The organism is Desulfosediminicola flagellatus (assembly GCF_005116655.2).
Lineage (GTDB): Bacteria > Desulfobacterota > Desulfobulbia > Desulfobulbales > Desulfocapsaceae > Desulfopila > Desulfopila flagellata.
Genome location: NZ_CP050698.1, coordinates 4040872 through 4064682 on the forward strand (window position 1 = coordinate 4040872; position 23811 = coordinate 4064682).

Below are 23811 nucleotides of genomic sequence, written 5' to 3' on the forward strand. Positions count from 1 at the left end.
ATGGAAACATCACAACATACTCCGTATATGAACCCATATCTTGCAGGCTTCCTGCTTGGTATACTACTGCTTGCCTCATTTCTCCTTCTTGGCGTAGGACTTGGCGCTTCTGCCTTTCTCGCCAGAGTCGGCGCGACCGCAGAACTTTTCCTTGCTGAGCAACATACCCTTGCAGGGGAATATTTCGGTGCCTACGGTAAGAATCCGATGCAATATTATCTGGTGTATATGTTTGCCGGGATAGTTATAGGAGCGTTCTTCTCTGCACTACTCTCTGGACGCATCGAGCCAACCCTTGAGAAAGGAAAATCATTTTCGGTTTCAGGGCGTATTGGCCTTGCCGTTGCGGGTGGAATTCTCGTTGGTTTCGCAAGCCGACTTGCTGGAGGCTGCACTTCCGGCCAGGCATTGACCGGAGCCGCACAATTTGCCACTGGCAGTTATTTCTTTCTGGCGTGTGTGTTTATCGGAGGTTATGCAACTGCATACCTGGTAAGGAGACAATGGCATGATTAATACACTGTTTCTGCAGGATACTCTCAACTCACCTCTCGGTTTTGTATTGTCTCTTGTCCTTGGCCTCTGCTTTGGTGGTATACTTGAGCGCGCAGGCTTTTCAAGCAGCCGTAAGCTTGCTGGAGTTTTTTATTTTCGGGACATGACGGTTATAAAAGTTATGCTCACAGCCGTCGTTACCTGCATGCTCGGTCTGGCATTTCTCGCAAAGGCAGGAGTTGTCAGTCAACAGAATATATATCATCTTCCTACTATTTACGGTGCTCAGATAATCGGAGGACTGTTATTCGGTGCAGGTTTCGTTATTGGCGGGTGGTGTCCCGGTACAGCCGCAGCAGGCATGGCATGCGGCAAGGCGGATGCTGCTCTTTTCCTCGTCGGAGGCATCCTCGGCAGTGTATTCTATAATGAACTCTATTTCCTTATTAAACCACTGAGTAATGCTGGTAATCAGGGCGTGTTGTACATCTATGACACGCTTGGTATCTCCGCAAGCGCGTTTACTACCATCCTTATAATTATTGGAGTGTCGTGCTTTGCTCTGTGTGAATATCTTGAAAACCAATTCGGAAAACCTTCAGGGATCACAAACACATTCATTCTTGGGTTCAGCAGCACACTCGTTGCCCTGGCAATCATCCTCATAGCCCTTCCTGAAGATATCGAGCAACAGCGCACAGCAAGTGGTCTTCCTGACTCTGAAAAGCAATTGCTCGCCATGATTGCCGAGGCAAAAGATCATATTGAGCCTGAAGAGCTTGCGGACAGAATCATGGCAGAAGATACATCCCTGATACTCGTGGATCTGCGCCCGCCTGCTGAGTTCAATACCTTTCATATTCGTAAGGCCCGCAATATTGAACTACAGAACCTGGCAGAAGAGTTGGACCCCTATAAGAGTGACCATGTTATCGTCCTGTATTCAAATGGTATGACCCATGCCGCCCAAGCCAGGGATTCTCTCGCCAGATCAGGATATTCATCTGTTTATATTCTCACAGATGGACTGGAAGGTTTTCGGGAAAGATGTCTCAAACCTATATCTCTCCGTCCATATTACTGCACTCCCGAAGAGCGTGAATCAATAAATACATGGAGAGCATACTACGCTTCTGATATTTGAGTCACTAAACGCTCTGGTTAATGAATTGTCTACCATAAAAAACGCATGCGATGCACTTATTGTTTGCCAGGTTACACTGAACGACCTACAATTACACAAGCAATTGTAGCATGCCTGACTCGATAACATGGTAGACAGGTTAACCTTAACAACGATTGCCTGAGGCCTCATCTCATAAGCAGTCACTTCCACAGGAGGAAGGTAAATGATTAAGAAATATCGCTTTGCAGCATGTGTAATTGGTCTTTCAGTTCTCCTAGCCGGATTATCGACTAACGTAAACGCAGCCCAGAGCAAAGGCGACCAGTCACTTCAATTCAGTGGAGGCTTTTTCCACGCAGATGGTGCCGACAGCGGAACTCTCAACGTTGATATAGGATATGGCTATTATCTCACTGAAAACTGGGAGGTCGGAATTTTACAATCATTAGGTTACAGCTTTATTGATGATGCTGATGATCAATGGGTTGCCTCAACAATTCCATTCATCAACTACTATTTCACCGGGCTCTCTACCGATAATGCTTTCCAGCCCTTTCTTGGTGCATTTATTGGTGCCAGTTACAATGAGGATGATGCAACCGGAACCATTGGGCCTCAGCTCGGTTTCAAATCATTTATCAATGACAAGACATTTATACTTTTCAAATATCGCTATGAATGGTTTTTCGACGATCTCACAATTGATGATATTAAAGACACCAGAAGCGATGGTAACCATGTAGTATCTTTGGGTCTTGGATTTATTTTTTAAGTTACAAAAACAGATTCCAACGTATCACGTTTTCCCGGGAAGCAGACACTGCTTCCCGGGCCTAGAAATCCCCTCTCCTAATCACTGCTTCAACGGATTTAAAAGAAGCGCATCTCTGATACTCTCTTAAAGGTAATAAGAGAGTCAGGTGAATATACAATATAGCTTGTTAGTATTCTTTCCCATTGATCATTGCTCAAGTGAAATCAACACTTCCACATCCGGCCAGCGTTTATCTACAGGCTGGAAGGAAGGAGGAGCTATGATTTTACACAGTATCCTGCTGTCCGAATGGATGGATCCAAGATATATAGGCGTTGTAGAAACGGTCAACGCTTTATTATCCGCACGTACCGGTGGAGAAAAGATTTGTAGATCTGGTGGTGAAATCTGAATTTTTTTAATTTTCAGTCCTTCCGGCAGTTGCCCTATAAGCTGGGGGACAATCGGTACAGTCTTCTGTACGATTGCCGATAAATTCAACTCCACCTCCGCAGGGGTAATATCTAGAACTGTAATGTTTTTGGGGTGTTTTACATTCTCATTGGTAATCAACAGCGTATGACTGCCTTCAGACATTTTAGAAAGATTTACCTGAGCGTTTGGTTCTGATAAAACAAAATCGGTTAAGGCAGATTTCGGCCCCATGACGTGGACAACAAGTTCATTGACCCTGTTGCCGATAAGCACAAGACCTTCCGCATGAGAAGTGTATTCTATCGGTATTTTCAGGGTTCGCTCAACCATTTGTTTCTGGCCGAGTATAAGTGTCGACCAAAAGACTATCGCCATGAGCAGACAGCAGGAGGCCTGCAATATTGTTCTGCGATTAAAAGTAGTGTTTCTTGCAAAATCAAGGATACCGGATTTTGAGAAATGCTTCTCAATTACCAATATTATATCATCAGGCGAATTCAGTCGGGTCATCTTTCCATTGACAAATGCAGAGACCCAGCCCCTCTCTTCTGAAACAAGAAGTACTAAAGCGTCTGACTCTTCTGCCATACCCATTGCTGCATGGTGTCGTGTACCAAATTCTTCGGATAGCCTGTTGCTTTTCGACATAGGTAACCGAACTCCGAAACTGGCAAGCAGATTATCTATAATTATGACTGCGCCATCGTGTCCAGGGGAGTTAGGATCGAAAATACTCATGATAAGCGGCATGCTGGCTGAAGCATTAAGCGTGTAGCCACCTGAAATCTTATCCTGGATATGCTCCTTACCGGGAAAAACAAGTATTGCTCCGCGCTTCTGCTGTGCAAGCATCCACAAACTGTCAGCGATAATCGTAGTTGTCTGACTGGCCTGACTTTTTTTCCTGGAAACGGTAATAGAAACAACTTTCTCAAATATTTTGCGTAGTTCCGGCTGAAAGATGACAATGAGCGCCAGTAGGGCTACATGGCTGACATTTTTATAGATCCATTCTATGCCTTCAAGATTTAACAGACTGGCTATAATGAACAAGACAAAAGCTGCCAGCATACCTACTATGATTTTCCAGGTCCCCAGCCTCAAGAATGTATGATACAGAAAGAAGAGACCTGCGGTAATCAATGCAATATCCAAAAGTGTCTGCCAGCTTAAAAAAATATCTGTGTACAATTGAATAGATTTCATATCGGCTATTTCCTGTCATTGCTCTGTTAACAACCTCCCGGAGAGGGTGAAACAGTTTTTAAGACCGTGCTAACTTCACGTCCCTATATAATAATACAAAAGGCATCGCTATCATTGGATAAGCTTTCCACACCTAGCATTCAGTATGATATACCCGAATACGCTGCAACAGATCCAGCCGATATTCGACCAGCAAATGGATGAAACAGCATCAGGAAACAGTAGATAACCACCTTATGAGAATTTATGGAAGAATTTAAAAAACGAGGTAGCCTGTTGCCCGAATTACAATAACCTCAGCAAGGTGTGGTCAGTCTCAAGAGACATAGAAATGTTTCAATTGTATCCATTCATCGAATTGAGCAATAAATTAAATTTCAATACATAGCACAAAGGAATCAGTTATTATCAGGGCTCGATCCTAACAAATTACACACGACCAAAAAACACCTTCAATAAGTCGTGTTCGATTTTAAAAGAAATTCGTACTCAGGACATGTACTAACTGCAGATGGAGACAAAAAACTCCAGCGGCAGGCATAAACCGACCGCTGGAGAGCACTACAAAACGATGTTAATTAATAGTCATTATCCAGCTTTACATTTGGATAACTGTTTTTGAACTGCATCTCACTATTACGAATGAGTTTTTTACCTTCAGCAACCTCTTTGTTCCCTCGCTCTACTTGTGCGCGGCCTTCTTTGAGATTTTTTTCTGCAGTCTTAATTTGCTTTTTGCCTTTTTGAATTCGTCCCTCACCAGTCTTTACCAATTCCGCCCCCCGTTCCCAGTCATTGGCAAGTTTATTCTTCACATCTGCCTCAGTTTGTACATTCTGAGCATGTGATCTCATTACATCAGCAGTATTCGGAGGTGCACTCGCACAACTTGTAAGTGCAACCATAGCTATTCCAGCAAACAAACTCATCGAAGTTTTACTCATAAATCCCCTATTATTCGCTATTTCAAACGGCCCATTTTAGCGAAAAAATTAGAATACACGCTCAAATCTGCGCACTTTAACAACAATATAGCAGCTCACCACAACACGTCTCATCATTGACAACCGATGCAATCATCTAGAAATCAGACAAAACAAAATGAGCCGTAGCGATTATAAAAATTGCTATCTCCCCCCCCCCCCATTGAAAATAGTGAGTTTCAGTACAGCCTCTCAGTTAATCGTTGCGTAAACAGTTACCTACACAATGAGCACAATTTTTTTAAGCACAAGTGATACTGATAATTTTTATCACACAAAGCACCTATCATGTTGACCATGCATGCTTTGATTTAAGATAAAAAATGTGCAACCTGATAGACTCCTGAGAGGATGTCCAAAAATAAGAATTCTGGTCAAAATCGAGACATTTTAAAAAATATCCACTGCCAGTCAAATAATTATAGTACCGAAATCTTTGAGGTATCCTTCAAATCTTTACTCTTCAGGTTATTAATAACCTATGAGATTACTCAACGCTGACGTCAAAGGAAATTCACCAGCTTTCTGGTAAACATGAGTTGTAAGTGCAATAATATTATACGATGGATGCGATGCATATCTCCTGCCCCGAAAGAGAAAAGTACAATGCACCTACTGCCTAAAATCGTATACTGTGTTTTTTTGATCCAGCTCATGATCGGCTGCAACAGACCGTCAGAGACTGAACAAGAAAACGATACCAACGGCATAAGTGGTACAGGTATCCTTCTGGGTACCTCTCTGGCTCAAAGCGGCCATGCAGGATTTCTGGGGACCCAATATTTACATGGAGCACAGGCGTATTTTTTTGCTGTGAATGAAGATGGGGGCATATGGGATAGAAAAATACACATAATCGCATATGATGATCAGTACGAGCCCATAAGGACGGTCACCAATACCCAGCAACTGATCTATACAGACAACGTTTTTGCATTGTTTAATTATGTCGGCACCCCCACGTCTCTTGCAGTTCGGAAAATTATCGAAAGCGCAAAGATACCCGCCTTTGGGTTCCTCACCGGAGCCGAAAGTTTACGCCAACCCTTCAGCAGTTACCTCTTTCATCTACGTGATTCCTATAATGCTGAAGCCGAAGGTGCAATATCCTATTATGTTGATATCCTGGAGCTGAAGCGAATAGGTGTCCTTTATCAGGATGATGAATTTGGTCTGTCAGTTCTTATCGGAATACAGAAAGCACTTCAGAAAAGAGGGTTGCAACCAGTCGTCACAGATACCTACCCTCGTGGATCCCTGGATCTAAAGGAGAGTCTGGACTATATCCACCAGGCAGAGCTGGACGTCATTATGCTTGTAGGAACTTCCGGCCCTCTTGCGTCATTTATCAAACAAACCCACCAACGTAATGTATATCCTCACTTTGGTACCGTATCATTTGTTGGATCTGCTGATTTTGCACATGAAATTAATGTAGTGCATCGAGTAAGCCATACGCAGAATGAGAAAATCATGATAACTCAGGTCGTTCCGTCACCGCTTTCTGCTCATATAAAGAGCGTAATAGAATACCTGCAAATCAGTGCCAGATACTTTCCGGAAGACCCTCCAAATTATGTAGCTCTGGAAGGTTTTCTCAATGCTAAAGTACTCACGTATGCTTTACAGCAAGCTGGCCGGAATCTTACACGCTCTAAACTGCTCACGACCCTTGAGCAATTACACGATTTCGATATAGGCATTGGCAAGATGCTGAGTTTTACTGAAACAGACCATCAGGGGATTAAGGGGATTTACTATTCATACCTATCTCAGTACGATCGCTTTGAGATGTTTGACCCCAAAGAGAAGACCCTGAAATGAAACTTAAATATAAAATCACCATCCTCATATCCTTATTGCTCCTACTGACAACTGCTGCGAACTATCTTCTGATCAGCCGCACGGTTCACCAGGTTCAGATCAAACGACTCGAATCTGCAGAAGTAATTCTTGGCAGGAGTCTGGCTCACTCCATATATCGTATGCTCATTGAAAAGGATATCGATCAGATCACAGCTATACTTTTTCATGAAAAAAACCTTAGATCAGAAAAGATCGCATATCTTGCGGTATCTGACCTCAATGAACATTTCGTCGCACACACATTTCTGTCAGAAATGCCAAAAGAAATACATGTATTACCCTGTCATTTTGAGCAGGACGAACACTATCGTATAACCAAGATAGCAACAGCTCATTTATCAGTCTATGACATCACCGTACCTATCAGAGAGGGAATCCTTCAGGTCGGATCTCTACACGTAGGGATTCGCTACAGTTTTATTAGCGAATTTGCATCTCCTTTGCAAAAAGCGTCATCCCTTACCTTGATAATAGCAGGGATTCTGGCACTGATCAGTTTAGCACTGGTCTTTGCAACCAGCGCCGTGATCACAGCATCGCTGACACGTCTTGAGGAAAATGCCATTCGATTGAGTAACGGAGAATTTGATGTCGAGGTACAGGTCTCATCTCACGATGAAATAGGCAGACTGGGACAGGCATTTGAGAAAATGCGTACAAATATCCAAGCCGCTCACCATAAGCTCGAACAACAGAATATTAACCTCGAAACCCTGATCCGGGAGCGTACCAGTAACCTGGCAGAAAGTAACAGAATTCTAGCAGAGCAAACTGAACAACTCAATTCGGTCCTATCTGCAATCGCTTATCCTCTTTATGTCATTAATCTGGACGGCAGCGTGGCAATCATGAATAGTGCCGCCCAGGCCTTAAAGGGGTATTGGCCGTTGGCATGGATGGATACACACACGCAGCCTGACACAAACATAAACCCAAACGTTCCGAATCGGCTGACAAGTATCCTCAAGAAAGTTCAGGAGACCAAAGCCACAATTATGGAAGAGTACACGTATACTGACAAACACGATCAACCACAGTCAGTTGAAGTGCATGCATTTCCTATTTTTGACCGTTATTCCAATATATTGCAAGTTGTTATCTCGTGTATTGATATCTCTGATAGAAAAAAAGACGCGGAGGAAAAGATTCAGCTGGAACGTGACCTCCATCGAGCGCAAAAACTTGAATCTATTGGTACTCTTGCTGCAGGGATAGCCCACGAAATAAATACTCCAATTCAGTTCATCGGAGATAATATACGTTTTACCAGGGAGGCTTTCACTGATCTGTGCGCAATCGTTGCACAGTACAGAACACTGATAGAGAACGTGACTCAGGACGTAATGGTTGAGACTCTCAAAAATACGAGTGATAAAATCCTTGCTGATACTGAATTTGATTTTCTTGCGGAAGAACTGCCTGCGGCCCTGCAACAGACCATTGATGGAGTTCAACACGTCAGTGGAATTGTTGCAGCAATGAAAGATTTTTCCTACATGGGAACTGAAAATGTCAAAACAGCCGAAGATATCAACCAGGCCGTCAGATCCACTGCAATTATATCAAAAAATGAATGGAAATATGTTGCTGAACTCAATCTCGATCTCGATGAGTCGCTTCCGCCAGTCCCATGCTTTATTGGTGAACTTAAACAAGTGCTGTTGAATCTTGTCATCAATAGCGTGCATGCTATTACTGACAAATACAGCCGCGGTGACAGCGATAACCAAAAGGGATTAATTACGATAAAAACATATTTATCAGAGCACGATGTGCATATCTCAGTGCAAGATAACGGATGTGGTATTCCATCTGAATTAGAGGGTAAGATATTTGATCCATTCTTTACCACCAAAGAAGTGCATAAAGGAACGGGCCAGGGCTTAGCTATTTCCTACCAGATCATACAGATCAAACATGGCGGAAATATATATTTTGAGTCACAACCAGGGAGGGGAACTACATTCTTCATCTCGTTACCACTCGAGACAGACTCCTAACTGTTTGTCGAATGAACCATTTGCTTCAACTCAACATATTATCCGATTACCACTAATGTCATGTCCTGTGTCATATGTCGTAATAATGTGAAGATTTTTCTCTTCCTGCAAGGCATGACAGGATACTAAAGCTCAGCAACCAATTCGGGCGACAGATCGAAGACTGCACTTACATGTGAGTATTTTTCATTTAATAACAAATAGTTGATATATATTTCTCACCTTAGCAGCCTGCTGATAAATTCCAATTTTTTGCTATTTATCGTCACATACAATGCAGACCAATCGATTCGTTAAATATTCAGGCTAACCAGTATCATAAGGATGCAATTACTGTCTGCAATATTTATCTCTTCCCATTTTACCCGGTTTGATATTAAACAATGTCATACTACTGCAACTCACGATTATATTGAACGTTGTTTGCTTTTCACTAAACAGGTAAAACAGTATTAACGCATTGTTTTCCGACTAATATTTCAAATTGAAAAGGCCATATTTTACCGATCTTCAAGACAGGCAACGAGTTGAAAACGAATGGATTATTTTAAACTCACAATTTCATTATTACTCCTGTTGCTTACCATTGCATTCGGTACAACTGGATATGTCGTATTTGAGCATATGCCTCCTTTCGAGGCATTCTATATGACGCTTATTACAATTAGTACCGTTGGTTTCTCAGAAGTCAGACCTCTTTCAGATATAGGCAGAGGGATAACTATAGTAATAATTATACTAGGAATCAGCCTTCTAACGTATACCCTCGGGCAGGTCGCCCGAATTTTTATTGAGGGTGAATTACGTAGAGTTTTAGGGAGAAGAAAATTGGAAAAACACATTTCAATGCTTGAAAACCATTACATCATTTGTGGTTACGGCAGAATCGGCGCTATCATTGTCAAAGAATTACAAGCAGCTAAGATCCCGTTGGTAGTCATTGAACAGGATCCCGCAAGTATAGCCATGTTGGAAGCAGACGGAATCTTGTATCTCAATATGGATGCAACTTCTGATGATGCACTCACCGCTGCCCGTCTTGACCGTGCTAAGGGGCTTGTTACAGCTGTGAGTTCTGATGCCGATAATGTTTTCATTGCCCTCTCTGCAAAAGGAATACGTCCGGATATATTTATTCTTGCCCGTGCTTCAGATGTAAAAAACGAAAGCAAGCTCATTCGTGCCGGAGCATCCCGGGTCGTCTGCCCCTACCAGATGGGGGGGAAAAGAATGGCTGAAATCCTTCACAAACCAACGGTTGTCGATTTCCTCGACCAGACCATGGTTCACGACGAGCTTGGTTTACAAATGGAGGAAGCAATTATACCAACAGGTTCACCAATAACTGGCAAAACAGTTGTAAGCAGCAAGCTCAGACAGGATTTCGGTGTCATAATTATAGCCATCAAACGAAAATCCGGCGAAATGGTCTTTAATCCAGGGCCCGCTGAAGTGTTTGATGCCGGAGATACAATTGTTGTTATTGGTAAGAATGCAGAATTGAAGCGTATGTCTGCAATAATATCATAAATTCCTGCCCGAGGCAGGAGGACACGAAGTCAGGCTTTTCTCTTTGATTTTTTTACCACAAACTCTATGATATCTTTCAGATTACATTGTACAGGCGCTTTGTGACTGGCACGACCAATCTACCTTCAGTAAAACTCCAGCACTCCCCTCCCCGCTTTTCAGATTGGTAAAGCGCCTTATCAGCCATTTGAAAGAAAGTGAATACATTTGGTGCATCGCCAGGACAACGCGCAACACCAAGACTCACGCCAACACGCAGTTCATGAGCAGACAACCTAAATGGTTGCTCTACTAACCATAGGAGGCTGTGCGAGAATAAGGATTCTGGTCAAAATCGAGACATTTTCAAAAAACAAGCACAGCCATACATATGATATTGCGAGCATTATTTTTCATATGATATCTAGTAGTTGATTTTGAAACACAAAAGACACTGAGAAATACGGACTAAATTAATAACAGAACAAGGGAGCACAGCATGCAACTTGATATGCATTATTATGGAACGTACGCAATGGCGAGGGCTGCTGGTCTAAAAAAGGAGGTATGTCGAGTCATTGCAACAGCAGCTCAGTTTGTTGATGACAATGCTGAAAAAGGAAGTGTCGAATTTAGAGATGGCGGCAGATTAGATGTTGAGGCTACAGCCCATCATGCGTTTAATATCAAAAACATAGATAGAGCAGATCAAAGACAGATCTGGGTTCCGTTTCATTTCCTCCCAGGAAATGAAGGTGCAGGTTATACCCAAAGACTGACCTGCATTAAAGATAGTGAGATAGCAAGAGAAATGATCGATTTCAATCTTTCTCTACTTGATCAGTCCTATGCAATACCCTTAATCGGAATAACTGCTCATGTGTATGCTGATACATTCTCTCACTATGGTTTTTCAGGGGTGAGTTCAAGAGAAAACAAGGTCAGTGATATCAGGCACTACGACGTAGAGCCGGATATGGAGAAATACATAACAGACAAAGCAAAAGACTTTAAAAACAATTATCCTGAAAGTGGTCTTTTTCAAAATATTAAGTCCTGGTTTGCAGAAGGTTTGTCAGGTGCTTTAGGGCATGGGGCAGTGATGACCTATCCTGATAGACCATATCTCAAATGGGACTTTATCTACGAAACAACTGAGCAGAGATGCACGATGCGAAATAATTCTGAGACATTTCTTGAATGTTGTTTAAAACTTCATGAGATGTTTCAACGAGTGGCCAGAGAAGGCAATAACCTTTCTGATAGCAATGCGTTTATCGATTTTTCCCAAATAGAACCAGTTATTAAACGAATTCTGAATGTGCAGGCTCCGGAACAGGGCAGGATTGATGCCTGGCTGAATGCAGCAAAAGAAGGGGAACTCTTTGGGATTGGGCCAGAAGACATCCCTCTATATAATCAACATATCTGGCATAATCACAGAGAGAATTTGAAAAGGGAGAAGGATTCACGAAAGGCCCCTGCCGTTCCCGTTTTTAGATATTACCAGGCGGCTGCCATTCATCGAACGAATATACTGAGGCATCTTTTACCGGAAAAAGAATTAATTGTAGCCTGATGCATATAGCAAGTTAGGACTGAGGTTAAAGGGTTTAGGGCTGAGTAAATTGCATTGACAATGCAATACGCTTCTCAAACACTCAGTCTTTTGCCTCTGGTCTAATTCCTTACGCACACTGCAAGTCTATGCAGAAGATAGGTAAAACAACAGATTTCGCAAGAACTGAAAAATCTGGTTAATGAGCAGAACCAGTTAAAACAACAGTCAATCGATCAGAACTACCTCTTTCTCAATAACTTTTTTTAACCAGTATCTGTGAAAACGTGATATATCAATCTTCTTTCTTGATTTATCGTTTGCGTAAACATATAGTCGGCCACTGAAAATTATAACACGCAGCATAAGCGGCTAACCTTCCATACATGAGATGAATGTGGTGAAAACATACAAATTGAAGCTTGTGGCAGAGCAGCACCTGCGACAGATAGCCTGTGGAGTGTGCCTCCTGGCTTCTGTAACACTGGTTTCGGCATCGTGTGCCGAGCCCATAGACTTCAGTGCAGCCTGGCAACAGGTGCAGGAAAAAAGCAATGCATTACTTGCGGAACAGGCCGGCATTGATGAAGCGCAACATAAAAGAGAATCGGCTAAATCACTGTATCTCCCCCAGCTTGATCTCACTGCAGGATATATCCATCTTGATGATGATATCGAACTGGGCGCGCAGGATATACTGGATAGCATGCCTGCCGGAGCTCTGGTTGGAAGTGTTCTTGATACGCTGGCTCAAAGCATGGGGTTGTCGCTTGCAGCTATAGGAGATGGTCTTACCTCGACCATCAGTGAGAGTGAGGTTTGGACAGGTTCGCTTAACCTTCTCTGGCCTTTGTATACCGGTGGCCGAATAACTGCCGCCCAGGATATAGCTGCTGCAAGTGTCGCTGAAGCGAAGCAGCAGAGAAATTTAAAGCGTAATGACGTTTTTGAGGATCTCTGCAAACGTTACTTTGGGGTGGCATTTGCCGGGCAGATTGTCGAGACCCGAAAGGAAGTTGAAAAAAGCCTGAGAATCCATCTCGAACATTCGAAACTTATGGTCGAGAACGGCCAGATCGCAGAAGTAGAACGATTACAGGCCGAAGCTTCTTACGACAGGGCTAAGGTTGATCGGGAAAAATCAGAACAGGATTTACGGATTGCAGAGGCGGCTTTAGATAGCATTCTGCAACATGAGGAATCGCTACAACCTGCAAGCCCGCTTTTTATCTACCGTAACCTGCCACCGGTGCAGACGTTTATCGACCAGACCCTGGCCGGTTATCCGGGTCTGGCAATTCTTGATGCTAAAGAGGATATGGCCAAGGGGCTTACCCGGGCGGAAAAAGGCAAATATTACCCGGAGGTCGCGCTTCTCGGTCACTACAGTCTGTATGAAGAGGATAGTCTGGCAATGGAACTTACCCCCGACTGGTTTGTCGGTGTTACTGTCAGCGTCCATTTGCTCGATCGATCCGGCAGAGGCGGCAAACTTCAGGCTGCCAGGAGTCTCACAACACGGGTGGAAGCTCTGCGCAACCAGGCCAGAGAAGATCTTGCCCTCCTGGTTGAGAAGACCTATCGCGAGGCTGAACAGGCTATAGCCGAGCATGACGGCCTTGCTTCAAGTCTCAGACTCGCCGAAAAAACAGTTGAGCTGCGGGAAAAAGCCTTTAATCAGGGGTTGGCCACTTCGCTTGATGTTATCGACTCAAGATTGTATGTGGCAGGTGTAAAAAGTCAGCGTTCATATGCCGCCTACACCTATGTCACCAGACTTGCCAGACTGCTTGCTATCAGCGGCGGAATGGATGAATTTATCACCTACCAACAGAGTGATCAGTAAAGGATCTGCTATGCGTGTAATAAAGACATTATTGTTATTTCTGGTTGCGGCAGTAGTCACAGGCTGGCTCTGCTATAGTTTTTGGCTGGCTTATCAGCCGGTGCCCACAGTCCTTCAGGGGCAGATTGAGGCCCAGCAGTATAATATATCTTCCAAGGTTCCCGGACGGGTAGATCAGATCCTGGTGAAAAAGGGAGATGTGGTTAGCAAAGGGCAACTGATATTTACCATTTACAGCCCCGAGATAGAGGCCAAACTGAGTCAGGCAAAAGCGGGTCAGGATACAGCCGATGCTATGGTAGAACAGGCAGAACAAGGTGCACGGTCCCAGGAAATCGCAGCCGCCCGTGATCAATGGAAGCAGGCTGGGGCCGCCGTAGATTTACTGGAGAAGACCTACACCCGTATTGAGAACCTCTACAATAGCGGTGTAGTCCCCGAACAGAAACGGGATGAAGTCTACACCCAGTTAAAGGCTGCCAGGTATACCGAGAATTCGGCCTTGCAGCTCTATCAGATGGCTCAGGAAGGTGCACGGGAAGAGACCAAAAAAGCAGCGGCTGGCAAGGCCCGAATGGCGGCAGGCGCAGTAGCAGAAGTTGAAGCTTATGCAGCCGATACGCGCATTGAAAGCTGGCATAACGGTGAAGTTTCCCAGCTGCTTTTGCAAAGCGGTGAGCTTGCCCCGCAGGGGTTTCCGGTGGTAACCATTGTCGATATGGATGACAGCTGGGCGGTCTTTCACATACGTGAAGATATGCTGAGTAAATACAACAAAGGGCAGGAGTTCAAAGCGACTATTCCCGCGCTGGGCGAAGAACAGTATACCCTTAAAGTGAATCATGTTTCGGTGATGGGAGACTTTGCCACCTGGCGCGCGACAAACACCAGCAAGGGTTTTGACATGCGGACCTTTGAGATTGAGGCGCGACCTGTAGAGCCGATCAAGGGTCTCAGAGTTGGTATGAGTGTTCTGATAGCTGAATGATGACCGCTGACCACTCCACTACACAGCGCCCATCCGAATGGCGCCTGCTTGCAGCTGACCCTTGGCTGTTATCGCTTGTCAGCTGGGTTCCGCCTGTACTCTTTCTGCTTATCTATGCAATTTTCTCGCAGGGGTTAACGCGGGATTTACCGATTGGCGTGGTTGATCTCGACCAGAGCAGGCTGTCGCGTTCAATGATACGCTACTATGACGCCAGTCCGACACTTGCGGTGCAAGCACATTATTCGTCTCCGCTGGAGGGAAGTGCTGCCATGCGTGGCGGTGATATCTATGGTCTGGTTATCATCAGCGCCGATATGGAAAAAGATGCGATACTAGGGCATCCTCCAGAGATCGAAGCGTATTATAACAGTCAGTTTCTATTAATCGGCAAACTGGTAAAAAGTGCAATTCTTGAAGCACACGGTACGGCTGTAGCGAAAATCGATACTTTAAAGCACCTCAGTTCAAGCACCCCGGAGATCGGCCAGGCAATGGCTGCCGCTATGCCAGTCGGTAGTCAGATGACATCACTCTATAATATAAGCAGGAACTATGCTCAATTTCTTGTATCTGCGATTATCCCGGCTCTCTGGCAGATACTCGTGGTAGTCACCACCGTTCTTGCTCTGGCAGCTGAACTGCGGCGGGGAGGTCTTGGCTTATGGTTAGGTACAACCCCGGTTCGCTCTCTGCTGGCGAAGATAGTACCATACACTCTGCTCTTCTGGTTACATGGCATAATTTTTTTACTTGGCATGTTTGTCTACGCCGGCTGGCCGATGCACGGTAACCTGAGTTTTCTTATTTTCAGTCAGCTGCTTACAGTCTGCGCCTGTCAGGCAGTCGGAGCACTGCTCTTCTTTGTAACTAGAGATGCTGCCCGCGGCCTTGGTATGGCTGCTGCCTACTCAGCGCCGGGCCTTGCTTTTATGGGTGTGACCTTTCCTGCCACAGATATGACTCTACCTGCCAGAATCTGGCGGAGTCTTCTCCCTGTCAGTCACTATATCGATATTCAGATTGCTCAGGCCAATTATGGTGCAGCGCTGGTGCTTTCCCTTCCACAGTTGCGCAACCTGGCGTTTTTTATAGTTCCAGCACTGCTTGTTCTGCTGCTTGCGGTAAAGAATAGTCGTTTACTGCAAAAACATGAGGCTACAGCATGACTCTTATTCAACTTATCCGACACGAGATCCGGGCTATTTTCACCAACCCTGCCCTGCTGCTCACCGTTTTCGGCGGGGTATTATTTTATAGTTTTCTCTATCCGCTCCCTTATGCGGCCCAGATTCCGCGAGAGCAGCAAATTATTGCTGTCAACCTCGATGACAGTCAACTCTCCCGACGCCTTATGCGGATGGTTGATGCCACTCCGCAGGTTCGAATCATCAGCCAGGCCCATTCACTGGCAGAGGCAAAGGATAGGATGATAGCTGAAAAGCTTGCTGGGATCCTCGTTATTCCAGAACATTTCTACAGAGACCTGCTGCAGGGAAGACGACCGACATTATCGTATGCCGGAGATGCCAGCTACTTCCTGGTTTTCAGCACTGTACTTGAGGGCATGGCATCGGCAGGTGGCACACTCGCGGCTGAAGTGAAGGTCAGCCGATTACTGATGTCCGGGCAGGCGATGGAACTGGCCAGAGAACAGCATACTGCAGTGTCTCTGGAGCTTCATTCCATGTTCAACGAGGCTGGCGGGTATGTGAATTACGTTATTCCTGCAGTATTTGTACTGATCCTGCATCAGACACTGATCATGGGAGCAGGAATTCTCGGTGGCAGACAGAATGAGCAGCAAAGGGATGGCGAATATCTCTATTGGCGAGATGCCTCTCCCTCTGTGTTACTGATAGTGAGAACAACGCTCTTTTTCATTATCTATACGCTGCTTTCGCTCTACTACTATGGTCCTGCATTTGCGATCTACGATATTCCGCGTCTTGCACATATAAGTGAGTTAGCTCTGCTTAACCTGCCCTTTTTGCTTTCGGCAACCTTTTTAGGTATATCTCTCGGCTGTATACTACCTCGTCGGGAACTTGCCACCTTACTGGTTCTGCTCTCCTCAATGCCACTGGTGTTTTTATGTGGTTTTGTCTGGCCAATATCTGCAATTCCGGCTCCTCTGGTTGCAGCAATCCAGTTTATTCCTGTGGCTCCGGCTATTCAGGCATTTGTGCTTTTAAACCAGATGGGTGCTGATTTCCATCAGATCTTGCCACATATTACTCAGCTCATCCTGCTTACAGTTCTTTATGGAGCTACAGCACTGATGCTTCTACGGTATAAATTACGACGATTGTCTCACTTACCTGCAGCCACTCCAGAGTGAACGTAACCGAAAAAAACAGGTGACATAAAAAAAGCATATCCATCTGTTCCCAAACAACAAATCCCCTACGTTGAAAAACTAAAAACCCATTGATACTGATCTTATTTATTGTTAGGTTAGTCCGATCTGATTCCAAATCAGACATGTAGCATAGTTTTTTGAAATGTATTTTTTATCTTTATCAACGTACGAATTTTTAAAGGGGAAAGACTATGAAAGGTGTATTACGGGAGTCTAGCAGAGTAGTGCAGCACATCCGGCCATTACAAAAATTATGTTTTATGGTTTTGTCAACCACTGCGGTTACCGCTATATCCATTGGTACAGCGTATGCTACTCCCTTCAGCAGTTGGACGACCGTCGTAAACAACGGAGACTATTTACCGGGGTCTGCGACCAAAACTTTTTTTAGCTACAATCAGCCGTCGATTAACGACGAAGGGTTAGTGGTCTTTCGGGCTCGGGCTAAAGGGAGTCACGGAGGCGAAGAAGGTCACGAAGATGAAGGAGGTGAAGGGGGTCACGGAGGTGAGAAAAAAAGCACATCGGCCAGTGACTCAATTGAAGAAACACTAGAGAGTAGCGGCAGTAGCAGTAGTGGCAGTGGCGGCAGTGGTAGTGGCAAAGGTGGCGGAACGATAGAGGGCATCTTCACTCGCGACATTTCGGTTGGTGACTCGTCGATCCTTGCTGTTGCCGTGAGACGTCAGAATGTCCCGACACCTAATGGCCTTGAAGAAGAGAGCAAAAAACCTGTAGGAACCTTTAATAGTTTTCCTTCTTTCCCACGGATAGACGCATCTTCCGATACGTTGGCTTTCCGTGGACAATCATCACCCTCTTATGTCGCAATTGATTATAAGAATGATGTAATAAACAGCGGGACATCAGGGCTCTACGCTATCCTTGACAATACCGATGAATTGATAACAGGAATCCGTAACATTGATCCAGATGGTGGAATATCAGAATATCTTGTTCCTGGGGAGGGAGGCCGCTTTGAACAGTTTCCTGGTGCGCCTTCTCCAACCACTGATCCCGATACTGGTAATAACCTCATCGCATTCAAGGGCAACTGGACTGATACCGAAGGCAATGGGCAGACCGGAGTCTATTACCGCGACATACTGGCAAACGGAAACGTCGTGAAGATCGCCGAACGGGGTGATGACATCCCGAAGGGTGCTCTTCCAGCAGGAAATGAATCTTTTACGTTCGGCTCTACTGCGCCGCCGAGCGCAGCAGCAGGAAAAATGGTCTTTACCGGCTTAGATAACGAAGATGCTCCGACAGCTGGCGGTATCTTCATGGCGGATCTCAAAGAAGATGCGTCGCTGAAAACTATAGCTGGCTTCAAGACAGAAGTTCCTTCCAATTTCATCCCTTTTTCTTCGGTTGAGACATCCAGCCTGGAAAATAATCCACCTACACTCAATGCATTTGGCGAAGGGCTGTCGTTCGATGGACGATACGTCGGTTTCTGGGCCGGTTGGGGGGACGATACAATTAAGCGGGATCTCACATGCAAATCAGATGGCAAGGACAAGGGATGCGCAGGGGAGACTAAATACGTTTCTAAAAATCAGGGTATTTTCCTTGCTGATACAGAAGCGGATAAGCTCTTTCTTGTCGCGGAGACAGGACCCACCTTTGAGGGGCAGACCGATTACTTTGAAGACTTTCTGTTTTGGAATTTTTCAGGTAATCCTGACGGGGAAGAAGGTCTTGAGTCTGCCAAATGGAGATCATCAGCGTTTCTCGCAGTTGATGGCAATGACATTGTCTTTAAGGGGCTTAAGGCGAATGGCGAGGAAGGTCTTTATGGTGCATTGAATGTAGATGTAACTGATCAATTTGACTATGACAATCTGTTCACCATTCTCACTCTTGGTATGGACGGCGGCTTACTGGATGAGATGGCTGAAGGCTTGCCAATAGCTTCCTTAGGTATTGAGCGTGATGGGTTCCGTAATGGTAACTTGGCAATTACTGCCAGCATGACAGATGGTGAATCAAATTGGTCTGGTGTCTATGTCGCTCCGGTTCCGGAACCTGGCACAGGGGTTCTATTTGCTCTAGGACTCGGCGGCTTAGGGTTCTGGCGAAGACGGAAGGCATAACCGTAACGAACCAGTGCTGAAATAGCGGTGGCAGGAGCATCTTCCAAATAACTGGAATACTAAACCAAGTGTAAGAATTGCTCCAGTTCCTCGATTCCGCCGTAATCGTCCGATTAAAAACATCTATCCTAACTACACGATAAAAAAAGGGTCTCTTATAGAAGAGACCCTTTTTTTATTTTTCATTTTTTCAGATGGAACCTTCTGCTCAACGCATAGCCAATCCGTTGTGATTCACAACCTGAAACATAAAATCTAAGAATCTGATAGTATATATCTAATCTCATCTATATCGATTTTTTCTAGTAAAACAGCAATGGTACAAATGTTGTCATGAGAAGCACCGAAATAAGTAGCAATAGCATAGGAAGAATTTGCTTACTGAGTCTTTCAAGACTCTCACCCGTAATCGAACTTGCAACATACAAGTTGATGGCAACAGGTGGTGTTATCATGCCGATGGCAAGCCCCATAACAATGACGATACCGAAATGGACCAGATTGATTCCAAGTTGCTCAACTACCGGGAGAAACACAGGGGTCAGAATGATAAGTGCTGAAGCTGTTTCCATAAAAATACCAGCGATCAGAATAACCACATTTATAAGTAGCAGAATGAGCAATGGATTTTCTGTAATCGAAAGCACTGCATTGGCAATCTCTGAAGGTATCGACCAGTTGGCAAGCACCCAGCTGAAAATCTTCGATGTGGCAATAAGAAACATGATCATCGCCATTGTAATGCCTGAGTTGATAATGACGGAATAAAGCTGTTTCAGGTTGATATCGCGGTAAACAAAAAGAGCGACGAAAATTGCGTAGTCAACAGCAATGACCGCGGACTCAGATGGCGTGAAAAAACCTGAGAAAATACCGCCTAATATAATGATCGGTGTAAGCAGACCAAAGAAGGCAATCTTGAAATGATTAAAGATATTTTTGAGACTGAATTTACCACCGATAGGGTAATTCTTTTTCTTGGCAACATAGACCGAATAGATCATCAGAATTCCACCCATGAGCACACCTGGCAGAAATCCGTTAAGAAAAAGTTGAGCAACCGAGACATCAGCAATTATTGCATAGAGAATCATTGGCACACTGGGTGGAATAATTACACCGATTGTGCCGGATGCCGCGATAAGCGCAGCAGCAAAAGGAACGTCATAGCCCTTCTTTTTCATCTCAGGAATAAGTGGAGTACCTATAGCTGCAGTTGTGGCTGCAGATGAACCGGAGATAGCTGCAAAAAACATAGAACCAAGTACAGCTACAAGTGCCAGGCCTCCACGAATCCAGCCAATACAGGCATCAGCAAAATCGACAAGCCTTTTAGAAACGTTTCCTTTGGCAAGTAAATCCCCTGCTAAAATAAAGAAGGGAATTGCTATCATCGGAAACGAATCGGTACCTACAAACATTCGCTGTGGCAACAGCACCAGATTTAAATCGTTCATGCTAAGGATAATGAGCGACGAGAATCCAATGGCAAGAGCAATTGGCATGCCTGTGAGAATCAAAGCAAAGAGCGATAAGAAAAGAATCCAGCCCATATCATGCCTCCTTTTTTGCTGCTGGTAACCAGATATGTACAAACTGGTTGAGAAGATGCACGCACAACACTGAAAAACTGATCGGGATGATCATGTATATGTACCGCATCTTTATTCCCATTGCTGGAGACACCTGGAATATCTGTACGTTAAAAAGGAATATACTGTACCAGATTGTGACCCCGAAAAAGATGGCCATGAGAATACAGGAAAGTGTTTGCACGATTTTTTGCATTCGAGCAGGCAGTAGATCGACCAGAAAGGTGACCGCAATATGAGCGCCTTTTTTAAAAGCTACTGTAGTACCGATAAAACTACTCCAGACAAGCAGATACCGTGAGAGTTCCTCACTCCAACTCAGCGCCGTAAAAAATACGCGAAAAATAATCTGGGCGGTGATCAGAACGATCATGGCACTCAGGGTGATAAATAGTGCGAAACGAAAAAAGCTGTCAAGCCTGTCGCTGATCTTTTGCAAGTGGTATGTAAAGAAGGTCATAGATAAACCAGAAAACATGAATCGGTAGAGATGACAATTCTAAGAAGAATATGATAGTAGGGGATTATCCTGAATGTGTAAAATCCCCGACACGCTCTATGAGCGGAGTCGGGGACTCACAATCTTACTTGCCGAGGTCTGCTTGAATTGCTTCCAGATATTTACCAAACTTTTTACCATATTTCGCATATACAGGGGCTACTGCTTCCTGAAACGGCGTTAGATCAGCCTCTGAAACTTTCATACCAAGCTCTTTGATAGCTGCGAGCTGCTCTGACTCTTTTTCCATGTTCCAGTTACGCTCGTGTTCTGCTGCAGCCTGTGCACTCTCTTTAAAGAGTTTCTTTGTCTCAGCATCAAAAGTTCCAAAAAGATTTTGACTCATAACAAAGAGGGCTGGTGCGTAAGCATGACGGGTAAATGTCATAAACTTCTGCGTTTCAGCAAGCTTGAAAGAATAAATAACATTTACAGGATTTTCCTGACCATCAATGGTTCCCTGTTGCATTGCAGTCAACGCTTCTGTCCATGCCATCGGTACAGCGTTAGCACCGAGTGACTTGAACGTGTCGATGTATACCGGGTTTTCCATAACCCGAATTTTAAGTCCTTTCATGTCAGCAGGAGTAAGAACTTCACGCTTTGAGTTGGTGAGGTTACGAAAACCACGTTCAGCATAGGCAAGTCCTTTAAGACCAACTTTGCTGAGATTGTCGAGAAGTTCCTGGCCAATAGGTCCATCCATAACCTTGTACGCTTCTTCGTTGCTGCTAAAGAGAAATGGAAGTTCGAGGACAGCTATCTCAGGTGAGAAGTTACTTACCGGACCGTTGGTGATAACACCCATGTCGATAGTACCAAACTGCATACCTTCAAGCAGGGTGCGCTCATCACCAAGTTCAGCGTTAGGATGAATTTCTATGGTGTAATCCGATTTCGCTTCAACCAGCTCCTTGAATTTGAGAGCGGCGATATGGAAGCCATCTTTTTCGTTTACAACATGTGAAAGCTTAATAACTTTTTTACTGGCAAATGCACTGGTAGCCATCATGGCAAAAACACAAAAGAATACGACGGTAGCGAGTTGAAACACGTTTTTCATGATTACTCTCCTCAAGATATGGGAAATTGATAGATACATCAAATAAGGCGAATTCTGGAAATCTGGTTTACTGAAAAAAACCAAGTCAATCAGGGACGTTCAGAGTTTTATTCTGTATCCTCGATTTCGCGAAGGACATCCTAGCCCTTTCTGTCGTTAGGTGCAATATCTTTCACGATATCAGGAGCTAGAAGCAATGGCTCAAATATCCCTTTGACTTTTATCAATTCCATGAGGGATTTGATTTGGACGCTAAATAATTACAATACTTGGATTAACCAAATGGCTACCGCTTTGGAGAAACACCAGTTTACAACTGGCAAACCTACAGACAGCAGCAAGTAACACCCTCATCATTTTAAAACATCAGCGAATTATCAGTTCATCCGGAATTTCAACACCATGTTCTCTGTAAAAACGTGCTGCTCCGGGGTGCAGAGGAATAGGCAGCCCATCAATCGCTGCCCCCATCTTCATAACACTGGTAATGGGATGAATATTATTTAAGAACGTGAGGTTATCATATATTGATTTAAGAATCAGGTAGACATCCTCATCAGGAACATCCGAGCGCACAGCAAGAAAATTTGGCTGGGCGATGGTGGTAACGGCTTTATCCTGCCCCGGATACGTATTCGGCTGGATGGTAAAGCTTGACCAGAGTTGATGCTCTGCATTCACCGCTGCTTTCTGCTGCTCAGTAAATCCCAGAATGGTGACATCTTTACCAAGTGCAGTAAAAACACGGTCGACAGCTGCAACCGGCGGGCCGCCCGGGATGTTCATCACTTCAATATCACCCTTCTGCATGGCAGCAGCGCTATCACCATAATTCAGATGAACAGTATGAAAATCGCTCTCTGGGTTCAAGCCAAGACTCTGCAGAATATACCTGCCTGAACCTGCACTGCCGGAGTGTTTATCGCCAAGGGAGAGTGTCTTGCCCTGCATTTCCAACAAATCTGATATGGTACCTGTTTTGACATAATCAGAATTTACAGCGAAGTGCTCGACATTCTGCCACAGCATGGTAATAGAGCGCAGATGCTTCTGCGGGCCGTTTGATGCAAATGGGCCAACACCGTTCCATGCCCAGTAACCATACAGCCCCTGGAGAATCGCAAACTGCACTTCGTTATTACTGAGTTGCAGCAGATTCTCAGCTGATCCCGCCGAGCTTAGGGCTGTAAGCGATAGTTTATGATCGGGCTCAAGCTTCACTTTTGTGAGAGTAGCAAGCGCCACCCCTACCGGATAATAGGTCCCGGATATATTGGCAGTTGCCAGTTGGTATTTGCGCCCATTAACTCCTTGCATTCCCTGCGCAATCGAACTGATGCCAATAATACAAAATAGTACAACCATTACCAGGCGGGTAAAACTACAAACCGTCTTGCGGTGAAAACATCTGATGTTCAAATACATACAAT

Annotated in this window: 18 protein-coding genes; 12 read left to right on the forward strand and 6 right to left on the reverse strand. The window is 44.6% G+C overall.

The features are described from left to right. The 3 genes from FCL46_RS16680 to FCL46_RS16690 all read left to right on the forward strand — a co-directional run bounded on the left by FCL46_RS16680 (position 1) and on the right by FCL46_RS16690 (position 2393). A complete protein-coding gene (locus tag FCL46_RS16680) occupies positions 1-516 on the forward strand; it encodes a YeeE/YedE thiosulfate transporter family protein (RefSeq protein WP_136809859.1) in 516 nt (171 codons plus the stop codon). Then, positions 509-1639: a YeeE/YedE thiosulfate transporter family protein gene (locus FCL46_RS16685; protein WP_136809860.1), complete on the forward strand. Its 1131-nt coding sequence runs from the start codon at positions 509-511 to the stop codon at positions 1637-1639. The genes FCL46_RS16680 and FCL46_RS16685 overlap by 8 nt, the downstream gene beginning before the upstream one ends. A gap of 205 nt (positions 1640-1844) precedes the next feature. Next, a complete protein-coding gene (locus FCL46_RS16690) occupies positions 1845-2393 on the forward strand; it encodes a porin family protein (RefSeq protein WP_136809861.1) in 549 nt (182 codons plus the stop codon). A gap of 189 nt (positions 2394-2582) precedes the next feature. On the opposite strand, the gene FCL46_RS16695 is transcribed toward FCL46_RS16690, so the two are convergent. Then, a complete protein-coding gene (locus tag FCL46_RS16695; RefSeq protein ID WP_136809862.1) occupies positions 2583-4016 on the reverse strand; it encodes a diadenylate cyclase in 1434 nt (477 codons plus the stop codon). 578 nt (positions 4017-4594) lie between these two features. Further along, a complete protein-coding gene (locus FCL46_RS16700) occupies positions 4595-4960 on the reverse strand; it encodes a hypothetical protein (RefSeq protein ID WP_136809863.1) in 366 nt (121 codons plus the stop codon). 645 nt (positions 4961-5605) lie between these two features. On the opposite strand from FCL46_RS16700, the gene FCL46_RS16705 reads away from it, so the two are divergent. The 9 genes from FCL46_RS16705 to FCL46_RS16750 all read left to right on the forward strand — a co-directional run bounded on the left by FCL46_RS16705 (position 5606) and on the right by FCL46_RS16750 (position 19227). Next, a complete protein-coding gene (locus tag FCL46_RS16705; protein WP_167506033.1) occupies positions 5606-6823 on the forward strand; it encodes an ABC transporter substrate-binding protein in 1218 nt (405 codons plus the stop codon). After that, the gene (locus FCL46_RS16710; RefSeq protein WP_136809865.1) at positions 6820-8865 is read left to right on the forward strand and encodes an ATP-binding protein; all 2046 of its coding nucleotides are present in this window, start codon (positions 6820-6822) and stop codon (positions 8863-8865) included. The genes FCL46_RS16705 and FCL46_RS16710 overlap by 4 nt, the downstream gene beginning before the upstream one ends. Positions 8866-9402: 537 nt before the next feature. Next, positions 9403-10395, forward strand: coding sequence for a potassium channel family protein (locus FCL46_RS16715; RefSeq protein ID WP_136809866.1), 993 nt, complete (start codon positions 9403-9405; stop codon positions 10393-10395). Positions 10396-10873: 478 nt separating this feature from the next. Next, positions 10874-11953, forward strand: a complete 1080-nt coding sequence (locus FCL46_RS16725) for a DUF6765 family protein (RefSeq protein WP_153307144.1) — start codon at positions 10874-10876, stop codon at positions 11951-11953. Positions 11954-12329: 376 nt separating this feature from the next. Further along, entirely contained in the window at positions 12330-13778 is a 1449-nt protein-coding gene (locus tag FCL46_RS16730) for a TolC family protein (RefSeq protein WP_217909454.1), read from the forward strand. A gap of 10 nt (positions 13779-13788) precedes the next feature. Then, positions 13789-14766, forward strand: a complete 978-nt coding sequence (locus tag FCL46_RS16735; RefSeq protein ID WP_136809991.1) for an HlyD family secretion protein — start codon at positions 13789-13791, stop codon at positions 14764-14766. Beyond that, complete coding sequence (locus FCL46_RS16740) at positions 14763-15935, forward strand: ABC transporter permease (RefSeq protein WP_217909456.1); 1173 nt, start codon at positions 14763-14765, stop codon at positions 15933-15935. Before FCL46_RS16735 ends, FCL46_RS16740 begins: the two co-directional genes overlap by 4 nt. Then, positions 15932-17107, forward strand: a complete 1176-nt coding sequence (locus FCL46_RS16745; protein WP_136809869.1) for an ABC transporter permease — start codon at positions 15932-15934, stop codon at positions 17105-17107. The genes FCL46_RS16740 and FCL46_RS16745 overlap by 4 nt, the downstream gene beginning before the upstream one ends. A gap of 212 nt (positions 17108-17319) precedes the next feature. After that, positions 17320-19227: a PEP-CTERM sorting domain-containing protein gene (locus tag FCL46_RS16750; RefSeq protein ID WP_136809870.1), complete on the forward strand. Its 1908-nt coding sequence runs from the start codon at positions 17320-17322 to the stop codon at positions 19225-19227. A 302-nt stretch (positions 19228-19529) separates the two neighbouring features. Here FCL46_RS16750 and FCL46_RS16755 read toward each other — a convergent pair whose 3' ends face one another. From FCL46_RS16755 to FCL46_RS16770, 4 genes are all read right to left on the reverse strand, one after another. Further along, a complete protein-coding gene (locus FCL46_RS16755; protein WP_136809871.1) occupies positions 19530-20780 on the reverse strand; it encodes a TRAP transporter large permease in 1251 nt (416 codons plus the stop codon). A 1-nt stretch (position 20781) separates the two neighbouring features. Next, a complete protein-coding gene (locus FCL46_RS16760) occupies positions 20782-21279 on the reverse strand; it encodes a TRAP transporter small permease (protein ID WP_167506034.1) in 498 nt (165 codons plus the stop codon). Between the two features lie 124 nt (positions 21280-21403). Then, entirely contained in the window at positions 21404-22381 is a 978-nt protein-coding gene (locus tag FCL46_RS16765) for a TRAP transporter substrate-binding protein (protein ID WP_136809873.1), read from the reverse strand. 366 nt (positions 22382-22747) lie between these two features. Beyond that, complete coding sequence (locus tag FCL46_RS16770; protein WP_136809993.1) at positions 22748-23746, reverse strand: TAXI family TRAP transporter solute-binding subunit; 999 nt, start codon at positions 23744-23746, stop codon at positions 22748-22750. Between the last annotated feature and the right edge of the window lie 65 nt (positions 23747-23811).

Coding starts and splice junctions, on each gene's coding strand:
- FCL46_RS16680 (WP_136809859.1), top strand. CDS start 1: ATGGAAACATCACAACATACTCCGTATATGAACCCATATCTTGCAGGC.
- FCL46_RS16685 (WP_136809860.1), top strand. CDS start 509: ATGATTAATACACTGTTTCTGCAGGATACTCTCAACTCACCTCTCGGT.
- FCL46_RS16690 (WP_136809861.1), top strand. CDS start 1,845: ATGATTAAGAAATATCGCTTTGCAGCATGTGTAATTGGTCTTTCAGTT.
- FCL46_RS16695 (WP_136809862.1), bottom strand. CDS start 4,016: ATGAAATCTATTCAATTGTACACAGATATTTTTTTAAGCTGGCAGACA.
- FCL46_RS16700 (WP_136809863.1), bottom strand. CDS start 4,960: ATGAGTAAAACTTCGATGAGTTTGTTTGCTGGAATAGCTATGGTTGCA.
- FCL46_RS16705 (WP_167506033.1), top strand. CDS start 5,606: ATGCACCTACTGCCTAAAATCGTATACTGTGTTTTTTTGATCCAGCTC.
- FCL46_RS16710 (WP_136809865.1), top strand. CDS start 6,820: ATGAAACTTAAATATAAAATCACCATCCTCATATCCTTATTGCTCCTA.
- FCL46_RS16715 (WP_136809866.1), top strand. CDS start 9,403: ATGGATTATTTTAAACTCACAATTTCATTATTACTCCTGTTGCTTACC.
- FCL46_RS16725 (WP_153307144.1), top strand. CDS start 10,874: ATGCAACTTGATATGCATTATTATGGAACGTACGCAATGGCGAGGGCT.
- FCL46_RS16735 (WP_136809991.1), top strand. CDS start 13,789: ATGCGTGTAATAAAGACATTATTGTTATTTCTGGTTGCGGCAGTAGTC.
- FCL46_RS16740 (WP_217909456.1), top strand. CDS start 14,763: ATGATGACCGCTGACCACTCCACTACACAGCGCCCATCCGAATGGCGC.
- FCL46_RS16745 (WP_136809869.1), top strand. CDS start 15,932: ATGACTCTTATTCAACTTATCCGACACGAGATCCGGGCTATTTTCACC.
- FCL46_RS16750 (WP_136809870.1), top strand. CDS start 17,320: ATGAAAGGTGTATTACGGGAGTCTAGCAGAGTAGTGCAGCACATCCGG.
- FCL46_RS16755 (WP_136809871.1), bottom strand. CDS start 20,780: ATGGGCTGGATTCTTTTCTTATCGCTCTTTGCTTTGATTCTCACAGGC.
- FCL46_RS16760 (WP_167506034.1), bottom strand. CDS start 21,279: ATGACCTTCTTTACATACCACTTGCAAAAGATCAGCGACAGGCTTGAC.
- FCL46_RS16765 (WP_136809873.1), bottom strand. CDS start 22,381: ATGAAAAACGTGTTTCAACTCGCTACCGTCGTATTCTTTTGTGTTTTT.
- FCL46_RS16770 (WP_136809993.1), bottom strand. CDS start 23,746: ATGGTTGTACTATTTTGTATTATTGGCATCAGTTCGATTGCGCAGGGA.